The organism is Streptomyces sp. NPDC001717, assembly GCF_042892775.1.
Classification (GTDB): domain Bacteria; phylum Actinomycetota; class Actinomycetes; order Streptomycetales; family Streptomycetaceae; genus Streptomyces.
Genome location: NZ_JBIAUK010000006.1, coordinates 194,749 through 212,040 on the forward strand (window position 1 = coordinate 194,749; position 17,292 = coordinate 212,040).

17 protein-coding genes are annotated in these 17,292 nt (G+C 72.9%); 3 read left to right on the top strand and 14 right to left on the bottom strand.

Translation table 11 applies throughout. The annotated features are described in order from the left end of the window. Positions 1-42: 42 nt before the first annotated feature. The 10 genes from ACFYZL_RS13880 to ACFYZL_RS13925 all read right to left on the bottom strand — a co-directional run bounded on the left by ACFYZL_RS13880 (position 43) and on the right by ACFYZL_RS13925 (position 10,858). Positions 43-1,581, bottom strand: coding sequence for an alkaline phosphatase family protein (locus tag ACFYZL_RS13880; RefSeq protein WP_388678885.1), 1,539 nt, complete (start codon positions 1,579-1,581; stop codon positions 43-45). Positions 1,582-1,727: 146 nt separating this feature from the next. Further along, positions 1,728-2,810: a 2-aminoethylphosphonate ABC transporter substrate-binding protein gene (locus tag ACFYZL_RS13885; protein ID WP_384749695.1), complete on the bottom strand. Its 1,083-nt coding sequence runs from the start codon at positions 2,808-2,810 to the stop codon at positions 1,728-1,730. A gap of 72 nt (positions 2,811-2,882) precedes the next feature. Beyond that, positions 2,883-3,680, bottom strand: a complete 798-nt coding sequence (locus ACFYZL_RS13890) for an ABC transporter permease (protein ID WP_384749693.1) — start codon at positions 3,678-3,680, stop codon at positions 2,883-2,885. After that, positions 3,667-4,482 (bottom strand): 2-aminoethylphosphonate ABC transporter permease subunit, encoded by an 816-nt coding sequence (locus tag ACFYZL_RS13895; RefSeq protein ID WP_384749713.1) that lies wholly within the window; start codon positions 4,480-4,482, stop codon positions 3,667-3,669. The genes ACFYZL_RS13890 and ACFYZL_RS13895 overlap by 14 nt, the downstream gene beginning before the upstream one ends. 286 nt (positions 4,483-4,768) lie before the next feature. Further along, complete coding sequence (locus ACFYZL_RS13900) at positions 4,769-5,818, bottom strand: ABC transporter ATP-binding protein (RefSeq protein WP_384749690.1); 1,050 nt, start codon at positions 5,816-5,818, stop codon at positions 4,769-4,771. Beyond that, a complete protein-coding gene (locus ACFYZL_RS13905) occupies positions 5,815-6,531 on the bottom strand; it encodes a phosphonatase-like hydrolase (RefSeq protein ID WP_384749688.1) in 717 nt (238 codons plus the stop codon). Before ACFYZL_RS13905 ends, ACFYZL_RS13900 begins: the two co-directional genes overlap by 4 nt. 5 nt (positions 6,532-6,536) lie before the next feature. After that, entirely contained in the window at positions 6,537-7,658 is a 1,122-nt protein-coding gene (locus ACFYZL_RS13910) for a TIGR03364 family FAD-dependent oxidoreductase (protein WP_384749686.1), read from the bottom strand. Between the two features lie 159 nt (positions 7,659-7,817). Beyond that, a complete protein-coding gene (locus ACFYZL_RS13915) occupies positions 7,818-8,582 on the bottom strand; it encodes a GntR family transcriptional regulator (RefSeq protein ID WP_384749683.1) in 765 nt (254 codons plus the stop codon). Positions 8,583-8,703: 121 nt separating this feature from the next. Beyond that, positions 8,704-9,510 (bottom strand): hypothetical protein, encoded by an 807-nt coding sequence (locus ACFYZL_RS13920; protein WP_384749680.1) that lies wholly within the window; start codon positions 9,508-9,510, stop codon positions 8,704-8,706. Positions 9,511-9,772: 262 nt separating this feature from the next. Further along, positions 9,773-10,858 (bottom strand): ROK family protein, encoded by a 1,086-nt coding sequence (locus ACFYZL_RS13925; RefSeq protein ID WP_384749677.1) that lies wholly within the window; start codon positions 10,856-10,858, stop codon positions 9,773-9,775. A 55-nt stretch (positions 10,859-10,913) separates the two neighbouring features. Between ACFYZL_RS13925 and ACFYZL_RS13930 the strand changes: the two genes are divergently transcribed. Beyond that, positions 10,914-11,987 carry a Gfo/Idh/MocA family oxidoreductase gene (locus tag ACFYZL_RS13930; protein WP_384749674.1) on the top strand — a complete coding sequence of 358 codons (1,074 nt, stop codon included), beginning with the start codon at positions 10,914-10,916 and terminating at the stop codon, positions 11,985-11,987. Between the two features lie 74 nt (positions 11,988-12,061). Here the strand turns inward: ACFYZL_RS13930 and ACFYZL_RS13935 are convergent, their stop codons facing one another. From ACFYZL_RS13935 to ACFYZL_RS13950, 4 genes are all read right to left on the bottom strand, one after another. Further along, positions 12,062-12,919, bottom strand: a complete 858-nt coding sequence (locus ACFYZL_RS13935; protein WP_388678896.1) for a fumarylacetoacetate hydrolase family protein — start codon at positions 12,917-12,919, stop codon at positions 12,062-12,064. A gap of 122 nt (positions 12,920-13,041) precedes the next feature. Then, the gene (locus ACFYZL_RS13940) at positions 13,042-13,686 is read right to left on the bottom strand and encodes a YidC/Oxa1 family membrane protein insertase (RefSeq protein WP_388678899.1); all 645 of its coding nucleotides are present in this window, start codon (positions 13,684-13,686) and stop codon (positions 13,042-13,044) included. 137 nt (positions 13,687-13,823) lie between these two features. After that, positions 13,824-14,177: a DUF6412 domain-containing protein gene (locus ACFYZL_RS13945; protein ID WP_388678902.1), complete on the bottom strand. Its 354-nt coding sequence runs from the start codon at positions 14,175-14,177 to the stop codon at positions 13,824-13,826. A gap of 94 nt (positions 14,178-14,271) precedes the next feature. Beyond that, complete coding sequence (locus tag ACFYZL_RS13950; RefSeq protein ID WP_388678905.1) at positions 14,272-15,054, bottom strand: class E sortase; 783 nt, start codon at positions 15,052-15,054, stop codon at positions 14,272-14,274. An 83-nt stretch (positions 15,055-15,137) separates the two neighbouring features. Here ACFYZL_RS13950 and ACFYZL_RS13955 point away from each other — a divergent pair, with 83 nt between their 5' ends. Next, on the top strand, positions 15,138-16,142 hold the full coding sequence (locus tag ACFYZL_RS13955) for a tetratricopeptide repeat protein (protein ID WP_384749662.1): 1,005 nt from the start codon (positions 15,138-15,140) through the stop codon (positions 16,140-16,142). Positions 16,143-16,256: 114 nt separating this feature from the next. Beyond that, positions 16,257-17,243, top strand: coding sequence for a DNA cytosine methyltransferase (locus ACFYZL_RS13960; RefSeq protein ID WP_384749659.1), 987 nt, complete (start codon positions 16,257-16,259; stop codon positions 17,241-17,243). The last annotated feature ends 49 nt before the right edge of the window (positions 17,244-17,292 follow it).

Below are 17,292 nucleotides of genomic sequence, written 5' to 3' on the forward strand. Positions count from 1 at the left end.
GCGGACACCGAAGGCGTCCACGGCCCGGACACGCGGGACGGCCTAGCCCAGGCGGACGTTGTCGACGGTCCAGTACCAGTTGTTGCTGCCCGCGTAGCGGAAGCGGACCTGGACGTCGGTGGCGCCGGCCGGGACCTGGAGCGCGATCGACTCGGACTTGGCGACGGCGTCGGCCGTGTAGCTCTTGACGACCGTCGGCGCCCCGCCGTTGTAGGAGACGAGGACCTGGGCGGTCTGCCCGGCCTCGTGGCGGTAGTGCGTCTGGAAGGTCAGGTTGCGCGTGGTGCCGCCGGTGACCGCCCACTTGGGGGTGATCAGCGTGGAGTCGTAGCCGCCGGTGTGGCTCTTGTCGTCCCACTCGTCGGAGTCGGCGACGGCGAAGACGTCACGGGAGCGGACGTTCAGCTCGCGCCACTGGTCGCGCTGCGCCTGGCTCCAGAACTCGTCGGTCGCGAAGGCCCAGCCGGCCCACTCGGTGACACCGCCCGTACCCATCTTGGAGTTGTCGATCGACCAGCCCGCCGGCGGGGTGTGCGTGAAGCCCTTGGTGCCGGCCGGGATGCCCGTCTCGTCCACGCGCGCCTGGAGGGTGGGGCGCAGGGTGTCGAAGGGGTCGTCGTCCGGGGAGTCCAGCGGGACGCCGTCCAGCCCGGTGGTGGGGACGCCGACCTGCTGGAGCGCGGTCGCGGCCACGTCCACCAGCTTGACGTCGTTGCGCACCGAACCGGCCGGGATGCCTGCGCCCTTGGCGATGACGAAGGTGCCGCGCTCCTGGATGGAGGAGCCGCCGTGACCGCCGGCGTCGGTGTGGCCGTGGTCGGTGGTGACCAGGATCTTCCAGTTCTCCTGGTTGTAGGTGGGCCGGTTCTGGACGGCGGTGAGGAGCCGGCCGATCAGCACGTCGACGCGGGCGATGGCGTTCAGGTACTCCTGGCCGGCGGCGCCGGAGGTGTGGCCGGCGTGGTCGATCTCGCCGAAGTAGACGAAGGCGGCGTCCGGGTTCTGGCCCTGCAGTTCGGCGGCGGCCGCGGCGGCGATCTTCGGGTCCTCGCTGCCGTAACCGTCGCGGTCGCCCTTGAGGTTGAGCCGCTTGTCGACCTTGGACGAGAAGATCGGGCCGTTCTGGTCGGTGGAGGTGATGGGCTCCCAGTCGGCGGCCGCGTAGGTGTTGAGCGCCGGCTTGGCGTTCTCGATGCGGGTCAGGAAGTCCGGGTAGGCCGTGTAGTTCTTGCCGGTGAAGGAGTTGTCCTTCACGCCGTGCTTGTCGGGCCACACGCCGGTGGCGATGGTGGACCAGCCGGGGCCGGAGGAGGTGGCGGCCATCGGGTTCGCGTACAGGGTGCTCTTGGCGGTCATGCCCTGGGCCATCAGACCCTGCAGGTTCGGGGCGTTGGCGACCTTGACGCGGTCGAGGACCGTGCCGTCGATGCCGATGACGAGGACCTTGTCGGTGGTGCCGGCCGCGGCGGCGGCGGTGGCCGTGGCGGTGTGCACGCCGAGGGCGCCGGCGAGCAGGGCCGTGGCGGTGACGGCCACGGCGAGCGTGCGGGTGCGGGTGCGTCCGGGCAGGACAGTGGACACGTACTCCTCCTGGGAGCAAGTGAGCGGCGGAAGGCGCGGGACCTTGCGGGGGCGTGCGTACGGACCCGGACCGAGGGACGGGTTTCGGTCCAGATCCGTTATGCAAGCGTCACTCTTCCGGTCGTGGGTGACCGGGAGGTGACCGGTTAGCTTCCGGTCGCCGACTTCCACGCGTCGACGTAGGCGGAGAGGTTCTTGTCGATGTCGGCCCAGTCCGGCTCGAAGACCTCGACACCGGTCATGACCTTGGTGAGTTCGACGGCGTTCGCGTCGGTCGGCTTGACGTCGGTGCGCGCCGGGAAGCCGCCGCCGACCTCGCTGACCAGCTTCTGTGCGTCCTCGCCGAGGAGGAAGTCGAGGAGCTTCTTGCCGTTCTCGGTGTGCGGGGCCTTGTCGACGAGGCCGGCGGCGTAGGGCAGCGCGAAGGTGGTCGGCTTGCCGCCGTCCTTCGCGGGGAACCAGATGCCCAGGTTCGGCATGGACTTGGACTGCGCGTAGTTCATCTGGACGTCGCCGTTGGCGACGAGCAGTTCGCCCTTGTCGGTCTTCGGCGCGAGCTTGCTGGTGGAGGAGGACGGGCCGACGTTGTTGGCCTGGAGCTTCTTCAGGTACTCGTTCGCCGGCTCCTTGCCGCCGAAGTCGTGCATCGCCTTGATGAGCACGGCGGTGCCGTCGCCCGCGACGCCCGGGGTGGAGTACTGGAGCTTGCCCTTGTACTTGGCGTCCAGCAGCTCCTCCCAGGTCTTGGGGGCCTGCGGCAGCTCCTTCTTGTTGTAGACGAAGCCGAAGTAGTTGTTGACGATCGAGGTCCACTTGCCGTCGGCGGCCTTGTCCCCGCCGTTGACCTTGTCGGAGCCCTGGGGCTTGTACGACTGGAGCAGGCCCTTGCCGTCGGCCTGCTGGATGAACGGCGGCAGGGTGACGATGACGTCGGCCTGGGTGTTCGTCTTCTCGCGGGCGGCGCGCGCCACCAGCTCGCCGGATCCGCCCTCGACGAGCTTGACCTCGATGCCGGTCTTCTTGGTGAAGTCGGCGAAGACCTTGTCGTACCAGCCGTCGCCCTTCTCGCTCTTGAGGCCGTCGGCGCTGTAGACGGTGACGACCTTCTCGCCGCCGTCCTTGCCGGAGTCGGCGGTGGTGGAGGCGCCGCCGCAGGCGGTGAGGGAGACGGCGAGGGCGAGGGTGCCGGTGACTGCGGAGGCGGTACGGAGCAGGAGTTTGCTGGGCATGGAACTTCCTCACGGGGAAAGGGAGTCGGCGGGGATGTGGCGGGGGGTGGGGAGCGGGGGAATCCGGACCGGTCAGCGGTACGAGGCCTTGGTGCGGATCCGGGAGACCGCCAGCAGGACGATCAGCGTGGCGGCCATCAGGACCACGGCGACGGCGGAGCCGCCGTAGAGCGAACCGCGGTCGGTGGCCGTGAAGATCCGGACGGGAAGGGGCATCCAGTCCGGCGGGTAGAGCATCATCGTGGCGCTCAGCTCACCCATGGACAGGGCGAAGCAGAGCCCGGCGGCAGCCGTGAGCGACGGCAGCAGGAGCGGGAGCTTGACCCGCCACAGCACGTACGCGGGGCGGGCGCCCAGGGAGGCCGCCGCCTGCTCGTAGGCCGGGTCGAGACGAACGATGGCGGCCGAAACCGACTGGTGGGCGAACGCCGTGACAAGAACGGTGTGCGCCAGGATGACGATGGAGCCGGTCCCGTTGAGCAGCACCGGGGGGCGACTGAAGGCGACGAGCACGGCGAGGCCGACGACCACGGACGGCACGGCGACGGGCAGCATGAACAGCGCGTCCAGGGAGCGCTTGCCGCGCCTGCCCAAGGCGGCGCCGGCCAGTGCGGCCCAGGTGCCGACGGTCAGCGCGAGCAGGCTCGCCACCACGGCGGTGACCAGGCTGGTGGTCAGGGCCTGGAGGGATTCGCCCTGCACGGCGGAGGCGTAGTTCGCGGTGGTCGCGCCGGAGGGGAAGGCCCCCGACCAGCGGGTGGCGAAGGAAGCCGCGACCACGACGAGCAGGGGCAGGGCGAAGAGCGGCAGGAAGAGGAGGCCGAACAGGCCCCAGGCGGCCCAGCGGCCGGTCTTGCTATGCACCAGCACGCTTGCTCACCACCCGGTAGAGGCCGAACAGGCCGACGGAGATCGCGATGTTGACGACGGCGACCACGCAGGCGGCCGAGTAGTCGGATTCGAGGATCGCCTTGCCGTAGACGAGCATCGGGAGCGTCGTGACGTCCTTGGCTCCGGTGAACAGGACGATCCCGAACTCGTTGAGGCACATGACCAGGACGAGGCTGCCGCCGGCGGCGAGGGCCGGGAGGGCCTCCGGGAGGATCACCTGCCGCACGATCCGGGCGGGGCGGGCGCCGAGGCCGGCGGCCACCTCCAGCTGGGCGGTGTCCAGCTGGGAGAAGGCGGCGAGCAGCGGGCGCATCACGAAGGGCGTGAAGTAGGTGATCTCCGCGAGGAGTACGCCCCAGGGGGTGGAGAGGAAGTGGAACGGCCCTTCGGCGGCGCCGGTGAGGTCGGTCCAGACCCCGTTCGCCATGCCGACGGTGCCGTAGATGAAGAGCAGGGCGAGGGTGATGAGGAAGGAGGGGAAGGAGAGGAAGACGTCGATGAACTTCGCGACGCCGCGGGCCCCGGGGAAGGGTACGAACGCGATGATCAACGCGAGCGTGAACCCGAGGAGGAGACAGCCGGCGGTGGCCCCGACGGCGAGCCAGACGGTGTTCCCGAGCGCCTCGCGGAAGGACGCGGAGGCGAAGACGGAACCGTACGCGTCGAAGGCGCCGCCCCCGTTCTCCGGGGTGAGCGACTGCTGGACCACCAGCCCGAGCGGGTACAGGAACACGAGCGCGAGCACGGCCACGGGCGGTACGGCCCATACGCTGCGCGGCAGTCGGCGGGTCCCCTGCGGGGTCGCTCGGCGGGTCCCGCCGGGGTTCCCCTGCGGGGTGGCTCGGCGGCTGCCCTGCCGGCCGTCCTGCGGCGCTGCTCGGCGGGGCTCCGCCGAGTGCGCGGAGGGCGGGATGTCCAGCCCCGCCGGCGTTGGCGGCGCGGGGTCCGGGGCGGCGCCCCGATCTTGCAGCCCCGCCGGCGTTTGAGGCGCCGGGTCCGGGGCGGCGCCCCGAGCCTCCTCGGAGGAGGACTGGGCCGGGACGGCGGCGGCCGCGCGCCGCGTGGCCTCACCCATCGGACACCCCTGCGGCCAGCAGCACCGCATCGCGCGGTTCGAAGTGCAGCGTCACCCGGTCCCCCAACGCCGGAGTCTCCCGCAGCTCGGGGAGGTCCGCCTTCACGCGGTGCCCGTCGACGTCCACGTACAGCCGGTGCGTGGAGCCGCGCCACTGGACCTCGGCGATCGTGCCGCTCAGCGCGTTCGGGCCGTCGCCTAGGCAGAGCAGGTGCGGTCGTACGCACAGAGTGGCCGTGGAGCCCGGCAGGGCCCGGCCGGCGTCGAGGGCCAGGGACCGCCCGGCGAACACCGCGCCGCCCTCCGCGACCGTGACGGGCAGCAGGTTCGCGTTGCCGACGAACGACGCCGTGAACTCGGTGCGCGGGGCCCGGTACAGCTCCTGCGGGGTCCCGCAGTCCTGGAGCCGGGCCTTGTCCATGACGGCGATCCGGTCGGCCAGGGTGAGCGCCTCCACCTGGTCGTGCGTGACGTACAGGATGGAGACGTCCGGCAACTCGCGGTGCAGTCGGGCCAGTTCCGCGAGCATCCCGGAGCGCAGCTGCGCGTCGAGGGCCGAGAGGGGTTCGTCCAGGAGGAGGACCCCGGGGCGGATGGCCAGCGCCCGGGCGATGGCCACGCGCTGCTGCTGCCCGCCGGACAGTTCGCGGGGGTAGCGCTTGGCGTAGGCCGCCATGCCCGTGAGTTCGAGGGCTTCCGCGACCCGCCCGGGGATCTCCTCCTTGGGCGCCTTCTGCGCCTTGAGGCCGAAGGCGACGTTGTCCTCGACGCGCATGTGCGGGAAGAGGGCGTACTGCTGGACGACCATGCCGATGCCGCGCTTGTGCGGCGGGAGCGCGGTGACGTCCCGGTCGCCGATGAGCACGCGGCCGGCGGCGGGCCGGACGAATCCGGCGACCGCGCGCAGCGCCGTGGTCTTGCCCGATCCTGAGGGGCCGAGCAGGGCCATCACCTCGCCGGGCTCGACGGTGAGGTCGAGGGAGTCCAGGACGGTGTTGCCGCCGTACGCGACGCTGACCCCGTCGAAACGTATGCCGCTCACGCCGACTCCGCCCGGAGTGCCGGCGCGTCCAGGAGCGCCGGGAGTTCGGCGATGGAGCCGAGTACGTGGGTGGCGCCGTGTCCGGCCAGCGCCGCGCGCTCGTGGGCGCCGGTGAGGACGCCGGCGACGGTGCCCGCGCCGGCGCGGGTGCCGCTGAGCATGTCGTAGGCGGTGTCGCCCGCGGTCACGATCTCGTGTACGTCGTCCACGGCGCCGGTCCGCAGGAAGGCGGCGAGCACCATGTCCGGGTAGGGGCGACCGCGGCCGCCCGCGTCCGCCGGGCAGAGGGTGAGGTCGGCGAGGTCCTGCCAGCCGAGCGCGTCGAGGATGGCGTCCTGGGTGACGCGGGCGAAGCCGGTGGTCAGGACCACGGTGCGGCCCTCGGCGCGGAGCTGCTCGATCGCGGCGCGGGCGCCGGGGATCTCGGAGATCAGGCCGGCGTCGACGAGTTCCCCGTAGGCCTGCTCGAAGGCGGAGTTGGCGCGCTGGGCGAGTTCCTCCGTACCGAACAGCCGGCGGAAGACGGAGATCTTCGACTCGCCCATGGTGTCACGGACGTACTGGAGCTTCGCGGCGTGGTCGGCGCTGCCCGGCTCGACCCCGAGGTGGTCGGCGGCCCGCTCGAAGGCCCGCTCGACGAGGCCGCCGTCGGCGACGGTCGTGCCGGCCATGTCGAGGACGATCAGCCTGCGGTTGTCGGTTTCGATGGTCATGCGGCTCACCAGCCCAGTTCGTTCGCGGTGGTCTCGGCGATGGCGGGCGAGCACGTCATGCCGCGTCCGCCGGGCCCGGTCACCAGCCAGACGCCGTCGGCCACCTGTTGGCGGTGGACGACGCGGGTGGTGTCGGTGCACTGCGCGTACACGCCCGCCCAGCGGCGCCGGATCTTCGGCAGGGGGCGGCCCAGGAAGGACTCGACGACCCCGACGAGGTGCTCGTACGGGTCTTCGAGGGTGTCGAACGCGAAGGGGTGCTCGTACTCGTGGGTGTCGCCGATGGTCAGCCCGCCGCCCTGGCGCTGGACCATGAGCAGCTGCATCTTGTGCGCCGCGGCGACCGGCGCCTGCGCCTGCTCGGCGTTGAGGGCGTCGAGGGCCTCGCCCTTGTAGGCGGGGTAGTAGCGGAAGCTGTCGGCGTCCGCGACGGAGGTGGTCAGCGGCTCGCCGAGCGGGGCGGTCTGCATCATCTGGAGGCGGACACGGCGCACGGGCAGCTCGGGGGCCAGTTCGCGGACCAGGCCGGACAGCCAGGCTCCGGTGGCGAGGACGACCACGTCGCCGCGGTGGACGTCACCGTGGTCGTCGCGGACGGCGCCCGTACCGACGACCTCGCGGACCTCGCGCCCGGGGAGGAAGGTGTAGCGGCCGGTGGCGGTCAGCGCCGCCCTCAGGTGCGGCTGCGCGGTGCGCGGCTCGACGGCCGCGTCCCGCTCGCACCACAGGGCGGCGTCGAACTCGCCGCGCAGGGCCGGGTTGATCTGCCGGGCCTCTTCGGCGGTGACCAGCTTGTAGCCGCGGGCGGCGGCATCGGGTCGGGCCAGGGCCGCCTCGGCGACGGCGTACTCGTGCTCGCCGCGGACGGGGGTGAGGGAGCCGATGGCGCGGAAGCCCAGGCCGGGCACCTCCGCGCCGATGCTCTCCCACAGCTCACGGGCCCGCAGGGCGGTGTCGAGCTCCTCGCCCCCGGCCCGCCCGCTGACCCAGATCTGGCCGAAATTGCGCAGGGACGCGCCGCGGGCCTCCGCCTCGCGCTCGATCTGGACGACCTCGTGGCCGCGTTGGACTGCTTGCCAGGCGTGCATGGTGCCGACCACGCCGCCTCCGACGACTATGACTCTCACGCCGACCAAAGTGGCCGCGCACCGTGACGGAGCGGGATCCGAAGGGCAACGCGTCGGTGAACAGCCCCCCAAGCTTGGACTAGACCCGTTACCTTCTCGTGATCCAACCACTCCCCGACTTCGCCCCGCATCACCCCCTATGCACCATTTCCCGGCTGGCTATTCGGGGCGCAGGCGGGTCGTGAAGCTGAACCGGTCACCACGGTAGAGCGAACGCACCCGCTCCAGCGGCCGGCCGTCCGTGTCCCGCGAGAAACGGTGGATGAGCAGCATCGGGAGCGCGGGCGGGGTGCCGATCAGCAGGGCTTCGCGGGGGGTCGCGAGGACCGTCTCCAGCTTCTCGTCGGCGTCGCCGAAGGAGATCCCGAGGCTGTCGCGCAGATATCCGTAGAAGGAGGAGTCGGGCTGGAAATCGCTGTCCAGGCGGGGCGCGCGGGCCACCCGGATGTACGTGCTCTCCACGCCGACGCGCTCGTCGTCCGCGAGCAGCACGCGCTCCAGGTGCCAGACGGGCTCGCCGGCCTCGGCGCCGATGTCGGGGGTGAGGTCGGGCGGGCAGGGGAACCGCTCCAGACCGATGAGGTGACGCCCCGGGCGCCGGCCCTGCCGCCGCACCCCTTCGGTGTAGCTCGCCAGCGACAGCGGCTGCTCCAGCTTGGGCCCGGCGACGACGGTCCCGCGACCGGAGCGGCGCAGCCGGCCCTCCAGCAGGAGCTCGCGCAGGGCCTGCCGGACGGTCTCTCGGGACACCTCGTACCGCTCGGCGAGATCGCGCTCGGTGGGCAACAGCCCGCCCTCGCCGAGCTCGTCGAGCAGTCCGGCGATCCGGGCCTTGACGGCGTAGTACTTGGGGATGCGGCCGTGCTCGGGGATACCGGAGCGCACGGGTGAGCCGGGGCGGTGCGGCGGGTTCTGTTCTTCCACGGTGGGACTCTATGCGGGACGGATGTCCCGGCCGCGGTACGGGGGTTCGGCGGCCGGTGCGCGGTTCGGCGGGGGTGGTTCGGCGGGCGCGGTTCGGCAGGGGTAGTTCAGCGGGCGCGGTTCAGCGGGTACGGTTTCGCAGCCGCCGGGCGCCGAGCACGAGCCCGCCGCCGGCGAGGAGCGCAACGGCGGCGGCGCCCGCCCCGTACGCCAGGTCGCGGTGGCCGCTGCCGGTGTGGGCGAGGGAGCCCGCCGCACCGACGTCCCCGTCCCCGTCCCCGAAGTCGTACCCGTCCCCGTACCCGTCGGTGTCGCTGTCCGGGCCCTCGACGGAGAACCGGTAGCCGCCCGCCTCCCCGACCCAGTCACCGTCGTCGCCCTTGCGCTGCACGAGGGCCGCGTCGGCGACGACCTCGCCGGTGGGGGCGTCCGGGGCGAAGGAGAGGGAGACCTTGACGGTCAGGTTTCCGCCGGGCCCGACGCTGAACCCGGGGAACGCGTCGCCGCCGTCGAACACCGCGATGATCTCGTCGCGGTCGGTCCGCTCCAGGCTGACCGGGAAGGGGCCGCCGGGCGCGTCGAAGTCCATGCGCAGGTGAGCGGGGCGCAGGGCGCGGGCCTTGTCCGTGAAGACGACGACGGGATGGATGGCCGTGCACCGGGAGTTCGTGCCGTTCGTCAGGTCCAGGTACCAGCTCTGCGGTCCACCCCCGGTCCGGTACACGGCCGGCCCGCCGCGGATCCGCGCCCCGATGGGGAACGCGGCGCTCTTCCCGTCGCCGCAGGTGGCGAGCGCGCGCGAGGGCATCGCGGGCGCGGGGCGGGCACCGCCGCCGGTGCCGATGTCCGCGCCGGCGGTGGGGGCGGTGGCGACCGCGGCGGCGCAGACGACGGCGGTGAGGGCCAGGGCTGTGCGCAGTCGCCGCATGGAGGACCCTCACTGCTCGCCGGATGGGATGGGACGGGACATCGGTCGGACCAGCCGACAATCACCCCGGTCCAGCCCGCACCCTGCCACGCCGCCCCCCACCCCTGACCGCAGCCGCGCCCGCCCCACCCCGGTTTCCGCCCGATCGGCCGACGAGCCGTTGCGGCCCGTGCGGATTCAGCCCGGGCGCGTCAGCCCGGGCGCGTCAGCCCGGGCGCGTCAGCCCGGGCGGGTCAGCCCGGGCGCGTCAGCCCGGGCGGATTCAGCCCGCACGGCCGAAGAACGGGGACAGGACCAGTTGGGCCGCGCCCTCCGCCACGCCCACCGCCGCCACCGCCACCACCGGCGGATCAGGGTTCAGCCGCCGCGCCGCGAGCACCCCGCGGACCCCGGCCACGAACACCTCCGGGGCCGCGTCGACGACCCGCCCACCCAACAGCACCCGGTCCACGTCCAGCAGCGCCACCAGGTTCGCCGCCCCCTCCCCCAGGATCCGCGCCGCCCCGACGAGGTCCCCGCGGGCCACCGCGTCCAGGCACAGCACCTCCGCGCACCCGCGCCCCCCGCACCGGCAGGGCGGGCCGTCCAGGCTGAGCACCTGGTGCCCGAACTCCCCCGCCGCCGACCGGCCTCCGCGATGGACTCCGCCGCCCAGCCACAGCCCCGCGCCGAGCCCGCTCCCGACGTGCAGGTACGCGGCCCCGCCGGTCGCCCCGGCCGGTACCGACCCGGCGACGCCCGCGTTGGTGTCCTTGTCCACCCGTACCGGCGCCCCGTTCCCCAGCCGCCGCTCCAGCACCTCCCGCAGCGGGTACCCCTCCCACGCGGGGAACCCCGTCACCCGCCCCATCACCCCGCGCGCGGAATCCAGCGGCCCCGGTGCGGCCACGCCCACGCCCAGCAGCGCCGGTTCCACCGGCCCCCGTACGCGCGCGTGGGCCCGTACGACCTCCTCCACCACCGCGTCCGGGCCGGCCCCGAAGTCCAGCGGGCCGCGGATCTCGGCGAGGAGGCCGCCCGCGAGGTCCACCCGTACCGCCCGCAGCTCGTCGCGGTCGATCTGCACGCCGACCGCGCACCGCGCCTCCGGCACGAGCCGCAGCAGGGTCCGCGGTTTGCCGCCGGTGGACGCCGCGCGGCCGGCCTCCGCGACCAGGCCGTCCGCCGCCAGCCGCGCCGTGATCTTGCTGACGGCCTGCGGGGTGAGCCCTGTACGGGCGGCGAGCGCTGCGCGGTCCAGTCCCTGCCGGCCGGCGCCGCGCAGCAGGTCCAGCAGCAGGGCCTCGTTGTGCCCGCGCACTCCCGGCAGGTTCACGCCGCCGCGCCCGTCCCCACTACCCCTGTTCACCCGGCCATTCTCCACCCTCCTTGCGCTTCGGCAACACTGTTGCCAAAGTAATGCCATGAGTACCGCACCCCTCCGCGTCGGCGTCATCGGCTACGGACTCGCCGGTTCCGTCTTCCACGCCCCCCTCGTGGCCGCCACCGACGGGCTCGTCCTCGACACGGTCGTCACCTCCGACCCGGCCCGGCAGGCCCAGGCCCGCGCCGAGTTCCCCGACGTCCGCATCGCCGCCTCGGCCGAGGACCTGTTCGACGCGGGACCGGACCTCGATCTCATCGTGATCGCCTCCCCCAACAAGACCCACGTCCCGCTGGCCACCGCCGCCCTCACCGCCGGCGTTCCCGTCGTCGTGGACAAGCCGCTCGCCGCCACCGCCTCGGAGGCGCGCGAACTCGCCGCCCTCGCGGACAGCAGCGGAACGTTCCTCTCCGTCTTCCAGAACCGCCGCTGGGACAACGACTTCCTCACGCTGCGCCGCCTCCTGGCCGGCGGCGAGCTCGGCGAGATCCAGCGGTTCGAGTCCCGTTTCGAGCGCTGGCGCCCGCAGCTCAAGGGCGGCTGGCGGGAGTCCGGCGCGCCCGAGGAGATCGGCGGCCTGCTCTACGACCTCGGCAGCCATGTCGTCGACCAGGCCCTGGTCCTCTTCGGGCCGGCCGTACGGGTCTACGCGGAGACCGACGTGCGCCGCCCGGGCGCCGAGGCCGACGACGACACCTTCATCGCCCTCACCCACGCGAACGGCATCCGCTCCCACCTCTACGTCAGCGCGACCACCGCCCAGCTGGGACCGCGCTTCCGCGTCCTCGGCTCGCGGGCCGGGTACGTCAAGTACGGCCTCGACCCCCAGGAAGGCGCCCTGCGCGAGGGCCTGCGCCCGACGCCCGGCGCCCCGTGGGGCGAGGAGCCCGAGCACCTCTGGGGGCTCATCGGCTCCGGCGAATCCCCCCTCACCGGCGGCGGCATCCCGGTCCGCACGGCGGCCGGCGACTACCCGGCGTACTACGCGGCCGTGGCCGCCGCCCTGCGCGAGGGCGGCCCCGCACCGGTCACGGCGTACGAGGCGGCGCACTGCCTGGACGTCCTGGAGGCGGCCCGCAGGTCCTCCCGCGACGGCGTGACCGTCGATCTGTAGCCCCCGGGTACGCGAAGGGGCGGACCGCCACCGGCGGACCGCCCCTCACTGCACCGCGCGCCACGCGCTACGCGTTACGCGCCCTTGAACTCCTGGCGCTGACGGCCGAGGCCCTCGATCTCCAGCTCCACGACGTCACCGGCCCGCAGGTACGGCTTCGGCTCGGGCTGACCCATGGCCACGCCACCCGGCGTACCGGTGACGATGACGTCGCCCGGGTACAGGGTCATGAACTGGCTCAGGTACCGGACGACCTCGCCGACCGGGAAGATCTGGTCCGAGGTGTTGCCGTCCTGCTTGAGCTCTCCGTTGACCCACAGCTTGACGCCGAGCACCTGCGGGTCCGGGACCTCGTCGGCCGTGACCAGCCACGGGCCGAGCGGGGTGAAGGTCTCGCAGTTCTTGCCCTTGTCCCAGGTGCCGCCGCGCTCGATCTGGAACTCGCGCTCCGAGACGTCGTTGACCAGCACGTAGCCGCCGACGTGCGCGAGGCCCTCCTCCGCGGAGGACAGGTACCGGGCGGTGCTGCCGATGACGACGCCCAGCTCGACTTCCCAGTCGGTCTTCACGCTGCCGCGCGGGATGAGCACGGTGTCGTCGGGGCCGACGACGGTGTCCGCGGCCTTCAGGAACAGGATCGGCTCGGCCGGCGGCTCCGCGCCGATCTCCGCCGCGTGCCCGAAGTAGTTCAGCCCGATGCCCACGACCTTGCCGATGCGCCCGACGGCGGCACCGATCCGCAGGCCCTCGGCGTCCAGCACCGGAAGCTCCCCGGATGCCGCCGCTTCCCGCACGCGGGACAGCACGGCGTCGTCGGCGAGCACGGCGCCGTCCACATCCGTGATCAGGCCGGACAGGTCACGCAGGGTCCCGTCCTGGTCGAGCAGCGCAGGGCGCTCCGACCCGACGGGTCCGACACGCAGCAGCTTCATGGGCATTCTCCCGTGGTCGTGGGTGGTCGGCCCATGGGCATGCCACGGGCCGGCCGATGGGTTGCGGCCATCGGAGGATTGGTCGATCCTCCAAGAAACCCACCCAATCCGCAAGACCCTGTTCACAGACTGGAACGCACCGCTCCGCGGGACTGCAGCCAGGCCCGCTCCGCCACCGACCAGGCCGTCGTGGTCAGCAGGTACAGCCCGGCGGCCAGCGGCACCACCGCAGCCGTGATCAGCGTCCCGAAGGACAGCAGGGGCAGTACGCCGCCCAGCTTCCGCATCGCCGCCTGCTGCTCGGCGGTGAGCGCGGGCCCCGCCCCGGCACCCTTCCCGGACGCGGGCAGGACCGGCACCGGCGCGGCGGCAGCGGCCCGCCTCCCCCGCACCGCGCTCCAGGCGGCGACCACGGCGATGGCGGCGAACAGCCCGAGGAACACCAGCCCCTGTGCCCCCAGCAGCCCGCCGTCCCCCAGCGCGTCCCCCCACCGGGCGCCGAGCGGCACCCCGATCAACCGCTCCCCCAGCAGCTCCTCACCCGACGAGAACGCCTGGTACATCAGGAAGAACACCGGCAGCTGCAGAAGCACCGGCAGGCATCCCGCCACCGGGGTCGCGCCCCGGAAGGCGGCCCGGCTCAGCGGGTGCAGGGCGAGCCGCACGAGCACGGTGAACAGCACGATCGCGGCAGCGGTCGCGGACTCGGCCAGCACCGGCTCGAGAAGCCGGCCCAGCTCGACAACAACATGAACGAAAACGGACACGCGGGCCCTCCGAAGGGTCTCGTCGAACGTCGAAAGCGATGCATTCCGGCGTGACGACCCACGAGGGGCGACAACAGTGATGGGCAGGGAAACCCGGGGATCCGACAGGAAGGCGAACTGCGCCGTACCGTGCGCCCCTACGCGGCCGTCAGGACGAGACGGCCCGGCGCCCTGGGCCGCGACCGGCCCGACGCGTCCGGGTCGCGCTGCGGCAGGAACGCCGTGCGCTGCTCACGATCCCGGATCTTCGTCCGTATTCGATGCGGCGCCACGGGCCGCACCAGCCGTGCGACGGCGGCCAACGCCCGGGCACCCACCGCCACGGTGACGGCGAGGGCGACCACCACACCCGCCAGCCCGCTCTCCCCGACGAAGAGTCCGAGCACTCCCCCGAGCAGCACCAGCGGAAGCAGCAGGGCCAGCGCCCGCGAGGTCCGGGAGAACAGGAGGAAGGACAGCGAGCGCGCACCCTCGCGTCGTCGCCCGATCATCCGCACCGCCCCCTCCCCCACTCGAACACCCGAACACCCGAACACCCGAGCACTGTTGATCGATACTAACGGCCCCCACCGACAACCGACCCGGCTAACCCTTCAACGTCCCCCACACCACCAGCCGGTACGTGGAGGTGTACTCGGGCGTGCACGTGGTGAGGGTGATGTAGGCACCGGGCTCGCCGTACCCGTACCCCGGCTTCACGATGCTCCGCGGGACCGGCGCGATCACCCCGGTGTCCCGCTCGCTCGTCTCCCCCAGCACCTGGCCCACCACGTACGTGTACCTCCGCCCCCGCACATCGACGATCAGCTCGTCCCCCGCCCTGAGCCGGTTGATGTACCGGAAGGGCTCCCCGTGCGTATTGCGGTGCCCGGCCAGCGCGAAGTTCCCCTGCGCCCCGGGCTGCGCGGTCCCGGGATACTGCCCGACGTACCCCTTGTCGAGCACGGCCCGCTTGTCGACCCCCTGCGCGACGGGCACCGAGAGCCCGAGCCGCGGGATCCGCAGCACGGCGTACGCCCGGTCCCGGGCAGGGGCCGGTCCGGACGAGGACGACCCACCGGCCGCCGTCCCCCCACCGGAACCGGCAGGAGAAGGAGCAGGAGAAGGAGAAGGAGCGGGCGAACCGGCAAGAGCAGCGGCGTCGTCACCCGGGACGAAGGGCACGGGCGGGGAATCCCCCCACTCCCCCTCCAACGCCCGGACCTGCTCCCGCGCGGCGGCCACGGCCTGCCGATTGGTCCACCACACCTGGTGCACCACCAGCAACGCCACCAACACGCCCAGCGTGGTGATCGCCTCGGCCCCCACCCACAACAACCGCGCGAGCCCGGCCCGGCCCCTACGCCGGCCGCCCCCCTGCACCACCACGGGCACACGATCCACACGATCTCGCACGGGCGGCACCTTAAGTCTTCCCCCGCCAACTGACCAGCGGCAGTACGGTGTCAACCATGCGCCCTGACACGCCTGCCGAGCACATCGCCGAAGCCGAGCGCCTCATCCGCACGGCGACCCGCTACCCCGAGGACCAGGAGCCCCTGCTCCTCCAGGCCGCGGCCCACCTGGAACTGGGCGACGCCCGGGACCGCGCCAGCGCGCTGTACGACCAACTCCTCGCCGGCTCGCCCTCCAACCCCCACCTGATCAAGGCCCTCCAGGCCGCGAACCTCTGGGAGTACGGCCACGAGCCGGAGGCCCGCGCCCTCATCTCGGGCATCCGCTCGGCCGCCCCCAAGGACCCGGCGCCCTGGGAGGTCATCGCCGAATCCCTGGAAACCCACGACGAGTTGCAGGCCTCGCTCGACTGCTTCACCGAGGCGGCGACCCTCCTCATCACCGAGGACGAACCCCTCACCCCCGCCACCACGGCCCTCCTGACGGGCCGCCACCGGGTCCGCCGCCTCCTCGGACTCCAGCACGACGACTGGGACATGGTCGCCGACACCCGCCACGTCGGTCCGATCCCCCTCGACGAACTCCACGACCCGAAGCGCATCTGGGCCCTGGGATCCGACGACCCGGCCGAGCTCCGCGCCGAAATCGCCCGCCTCCGCGCCGAGCTGGGCGACCGCCGCGCCGCCCTCTCCCGCCCCTTCCCGGTGGCGATCCTGCACTGGCCGGCCCGCGAACTCGCGGAGCTCCTCACCTCGTACCCCACCCTGGCCACGGAGTACGCCTCCCACGAGGCCCACCTGCGGGAGATCGAAACCTCTCTCCGCGCCCTGGCCGCCTCGGGCACCACGAACCTCGGCATCGTGACGGCCAGCGTCCCCTCGTACGAAGCCTTCGCGGCCTCGGAGAAGACCTCGCCGGCCTCCCCGTCCCTCCTGGCCGAGTACGCCACCACCCTGGCGGCCCGCGGCAAGGCCACCCCCTGGCCCCCGGCGCCGAACGCCCCCTGCTGGTGCACCTCGGGCAAGCCGTACAACGAGTGCCACGCGGCCACCCGCCCCTGAGCCGAGGCCGGTGCGATCATCGACGTCTCGGGGATCGACACCGGTCGGTCTCCCGGTGAGCGGCGGCGGGGCGGTCGACCCGCCCCGCCACCTCACGGGGAACGCGAGGGCGCCATGAACACGGGAACGACACGGCGGCTGCGTTCCCTGGACGTCTGCTCGGGCGCCGGCGGACTGGCCCTGGGCCTCGAACAGGCCGGCTTCGATCCCGTCCTCCTGCTCGACAACCGCGACGTCGCCTGCCGAACCCTGCGCGCCAACCGTCCCTCGTGGAAGGTCCTCGAAACGAACCTCCTCGACTTCGATCCGTGCGAGCACACCGAGACCTACGACGTGGACCTCCTGTCGGCGGGCCTGCCCCGGGTCAAGGCGAGCGCCGCCGTGGCCCGCCGCGACAGCGAGGCCGAACTCGAACTGCTCCGTGCCACGATGCTGTTGCTCTACGGCGTACAGCCCAGGGCGCTGCTCGTCGAGAACGTGCCGGACCTGGTGACGAAGCCGGCCTACGCGCCCCTCCGGTCCTTCGTCGCGGAGGAACTCGCGCACCTCGGCTATCGCCATGCGTGGTTCGTCGTGAACGCGGCGGATTTCGGTGTCCCGCAAATTCGGCGTCAGGGAATCCTGGTGGCCTTCAAGGGCGACGCACTCGATTCCTTCGTCGTACCCACTCCGACGACCCGTCCGCACAGGACGGTGGGCGAGGCCCTGCTGGAATCGATGTCCGCCGGCGGCTGGGCCGAGGCGCCCCGGTGGGCCGCGCAGGCCGACCAGCCGGCCCCCACCCTCGTCGGCGGCTCCTGGGAGCGCGGCGGCGCGGACCTGGGGCCCACGGGTTCCAAGCGGGCTTGGGCGCGCATGGGCATCGACGGGGCGACGGTGGCCGACTCCGTGCCGGGGCCCGACTTCCGCTGGGCTCCGGAGTCCGGTCGGACGGGCATGATGCCGCTGACCGTGGCCCAGGCCGCGATCCTCCAGGGGTTCCCTCCCTCGTGGCGGATCGAGGGCCGCAAGACCGCGATGTACCGGCAGGTGGGCCATGCCTCGCCGCCTCCGGTCGGGCGGGTGTTGGGCGCCGCCGTCGCGGCCGCGCTGCGGGCCTGACGAACGGGGACGGAGACGCGCTGGGCCTGTGGCTCGGTGACTACACTTG

Excerpts from the sequence above, each read along its gene's own strand:
- ACFYZL_RS13885 (WP_384749695.1), bottom strand. The coding sequence starts at position 2,810 with ATGCCCAGCAAACTCCTGCTCCGTACCGCCTCCGCAGTCACCGGCACC.
- ACFYZL_RS13905 (WP_384749688.1), bottom strand. The coding sequence starts at position 6,531 with ATGACCATCGAAACCGACAACCGCAGGCTGATCGTCCTCGACATGGCC.
- ACFYZL_RS13920 (WP_384749680.1), bottom strand. The coding sequence starts at position 9,510 with ATGCGGCGACTGCGCACAGCCCTGGCCCTCACCGCCGTCGTCTGCGCC.
- ACFYZL_RS13930 (WP_384749674.1), top strand. The coding sequence starts at position 10,914 with ATGAGTACCGCACCCCTCCGCGTCGGCGTCATCGGCTACGGACTCGCC.
- ACFYZL_RS13935 (WP_388678896.1), bottom strand. The coding sequence starts at position 12,919 with ATGAAGCTGCTGCGTGTCGGACCCGTCGGGTCGGAGCGCCCTGCGCTG.
- ACFYZL_RS13945 (WP_388678902.1), bottom strand. The coding sequence starts at position 14,177 with ATGATCGGGCGACGACGCGAGGGTGCGCGCTCGCTGTCCTTCCTCCTG.
- ACFYZL_RS13955 (WP_384749662.1), top strand. The coding sequence starts at position 15,138 with ATGCGCCCTGACACGCCTGCCGAGCACATCGCCGAAGCCGAGCGCCTC.
- ACFYZL_RS13960 (WP_384749659.1), top strand. The coding sequence starts at position 16,257 with ATGAACACGGGAACGACACGGCGGCTGCGTTCCCTGGACGTCTGCTCG.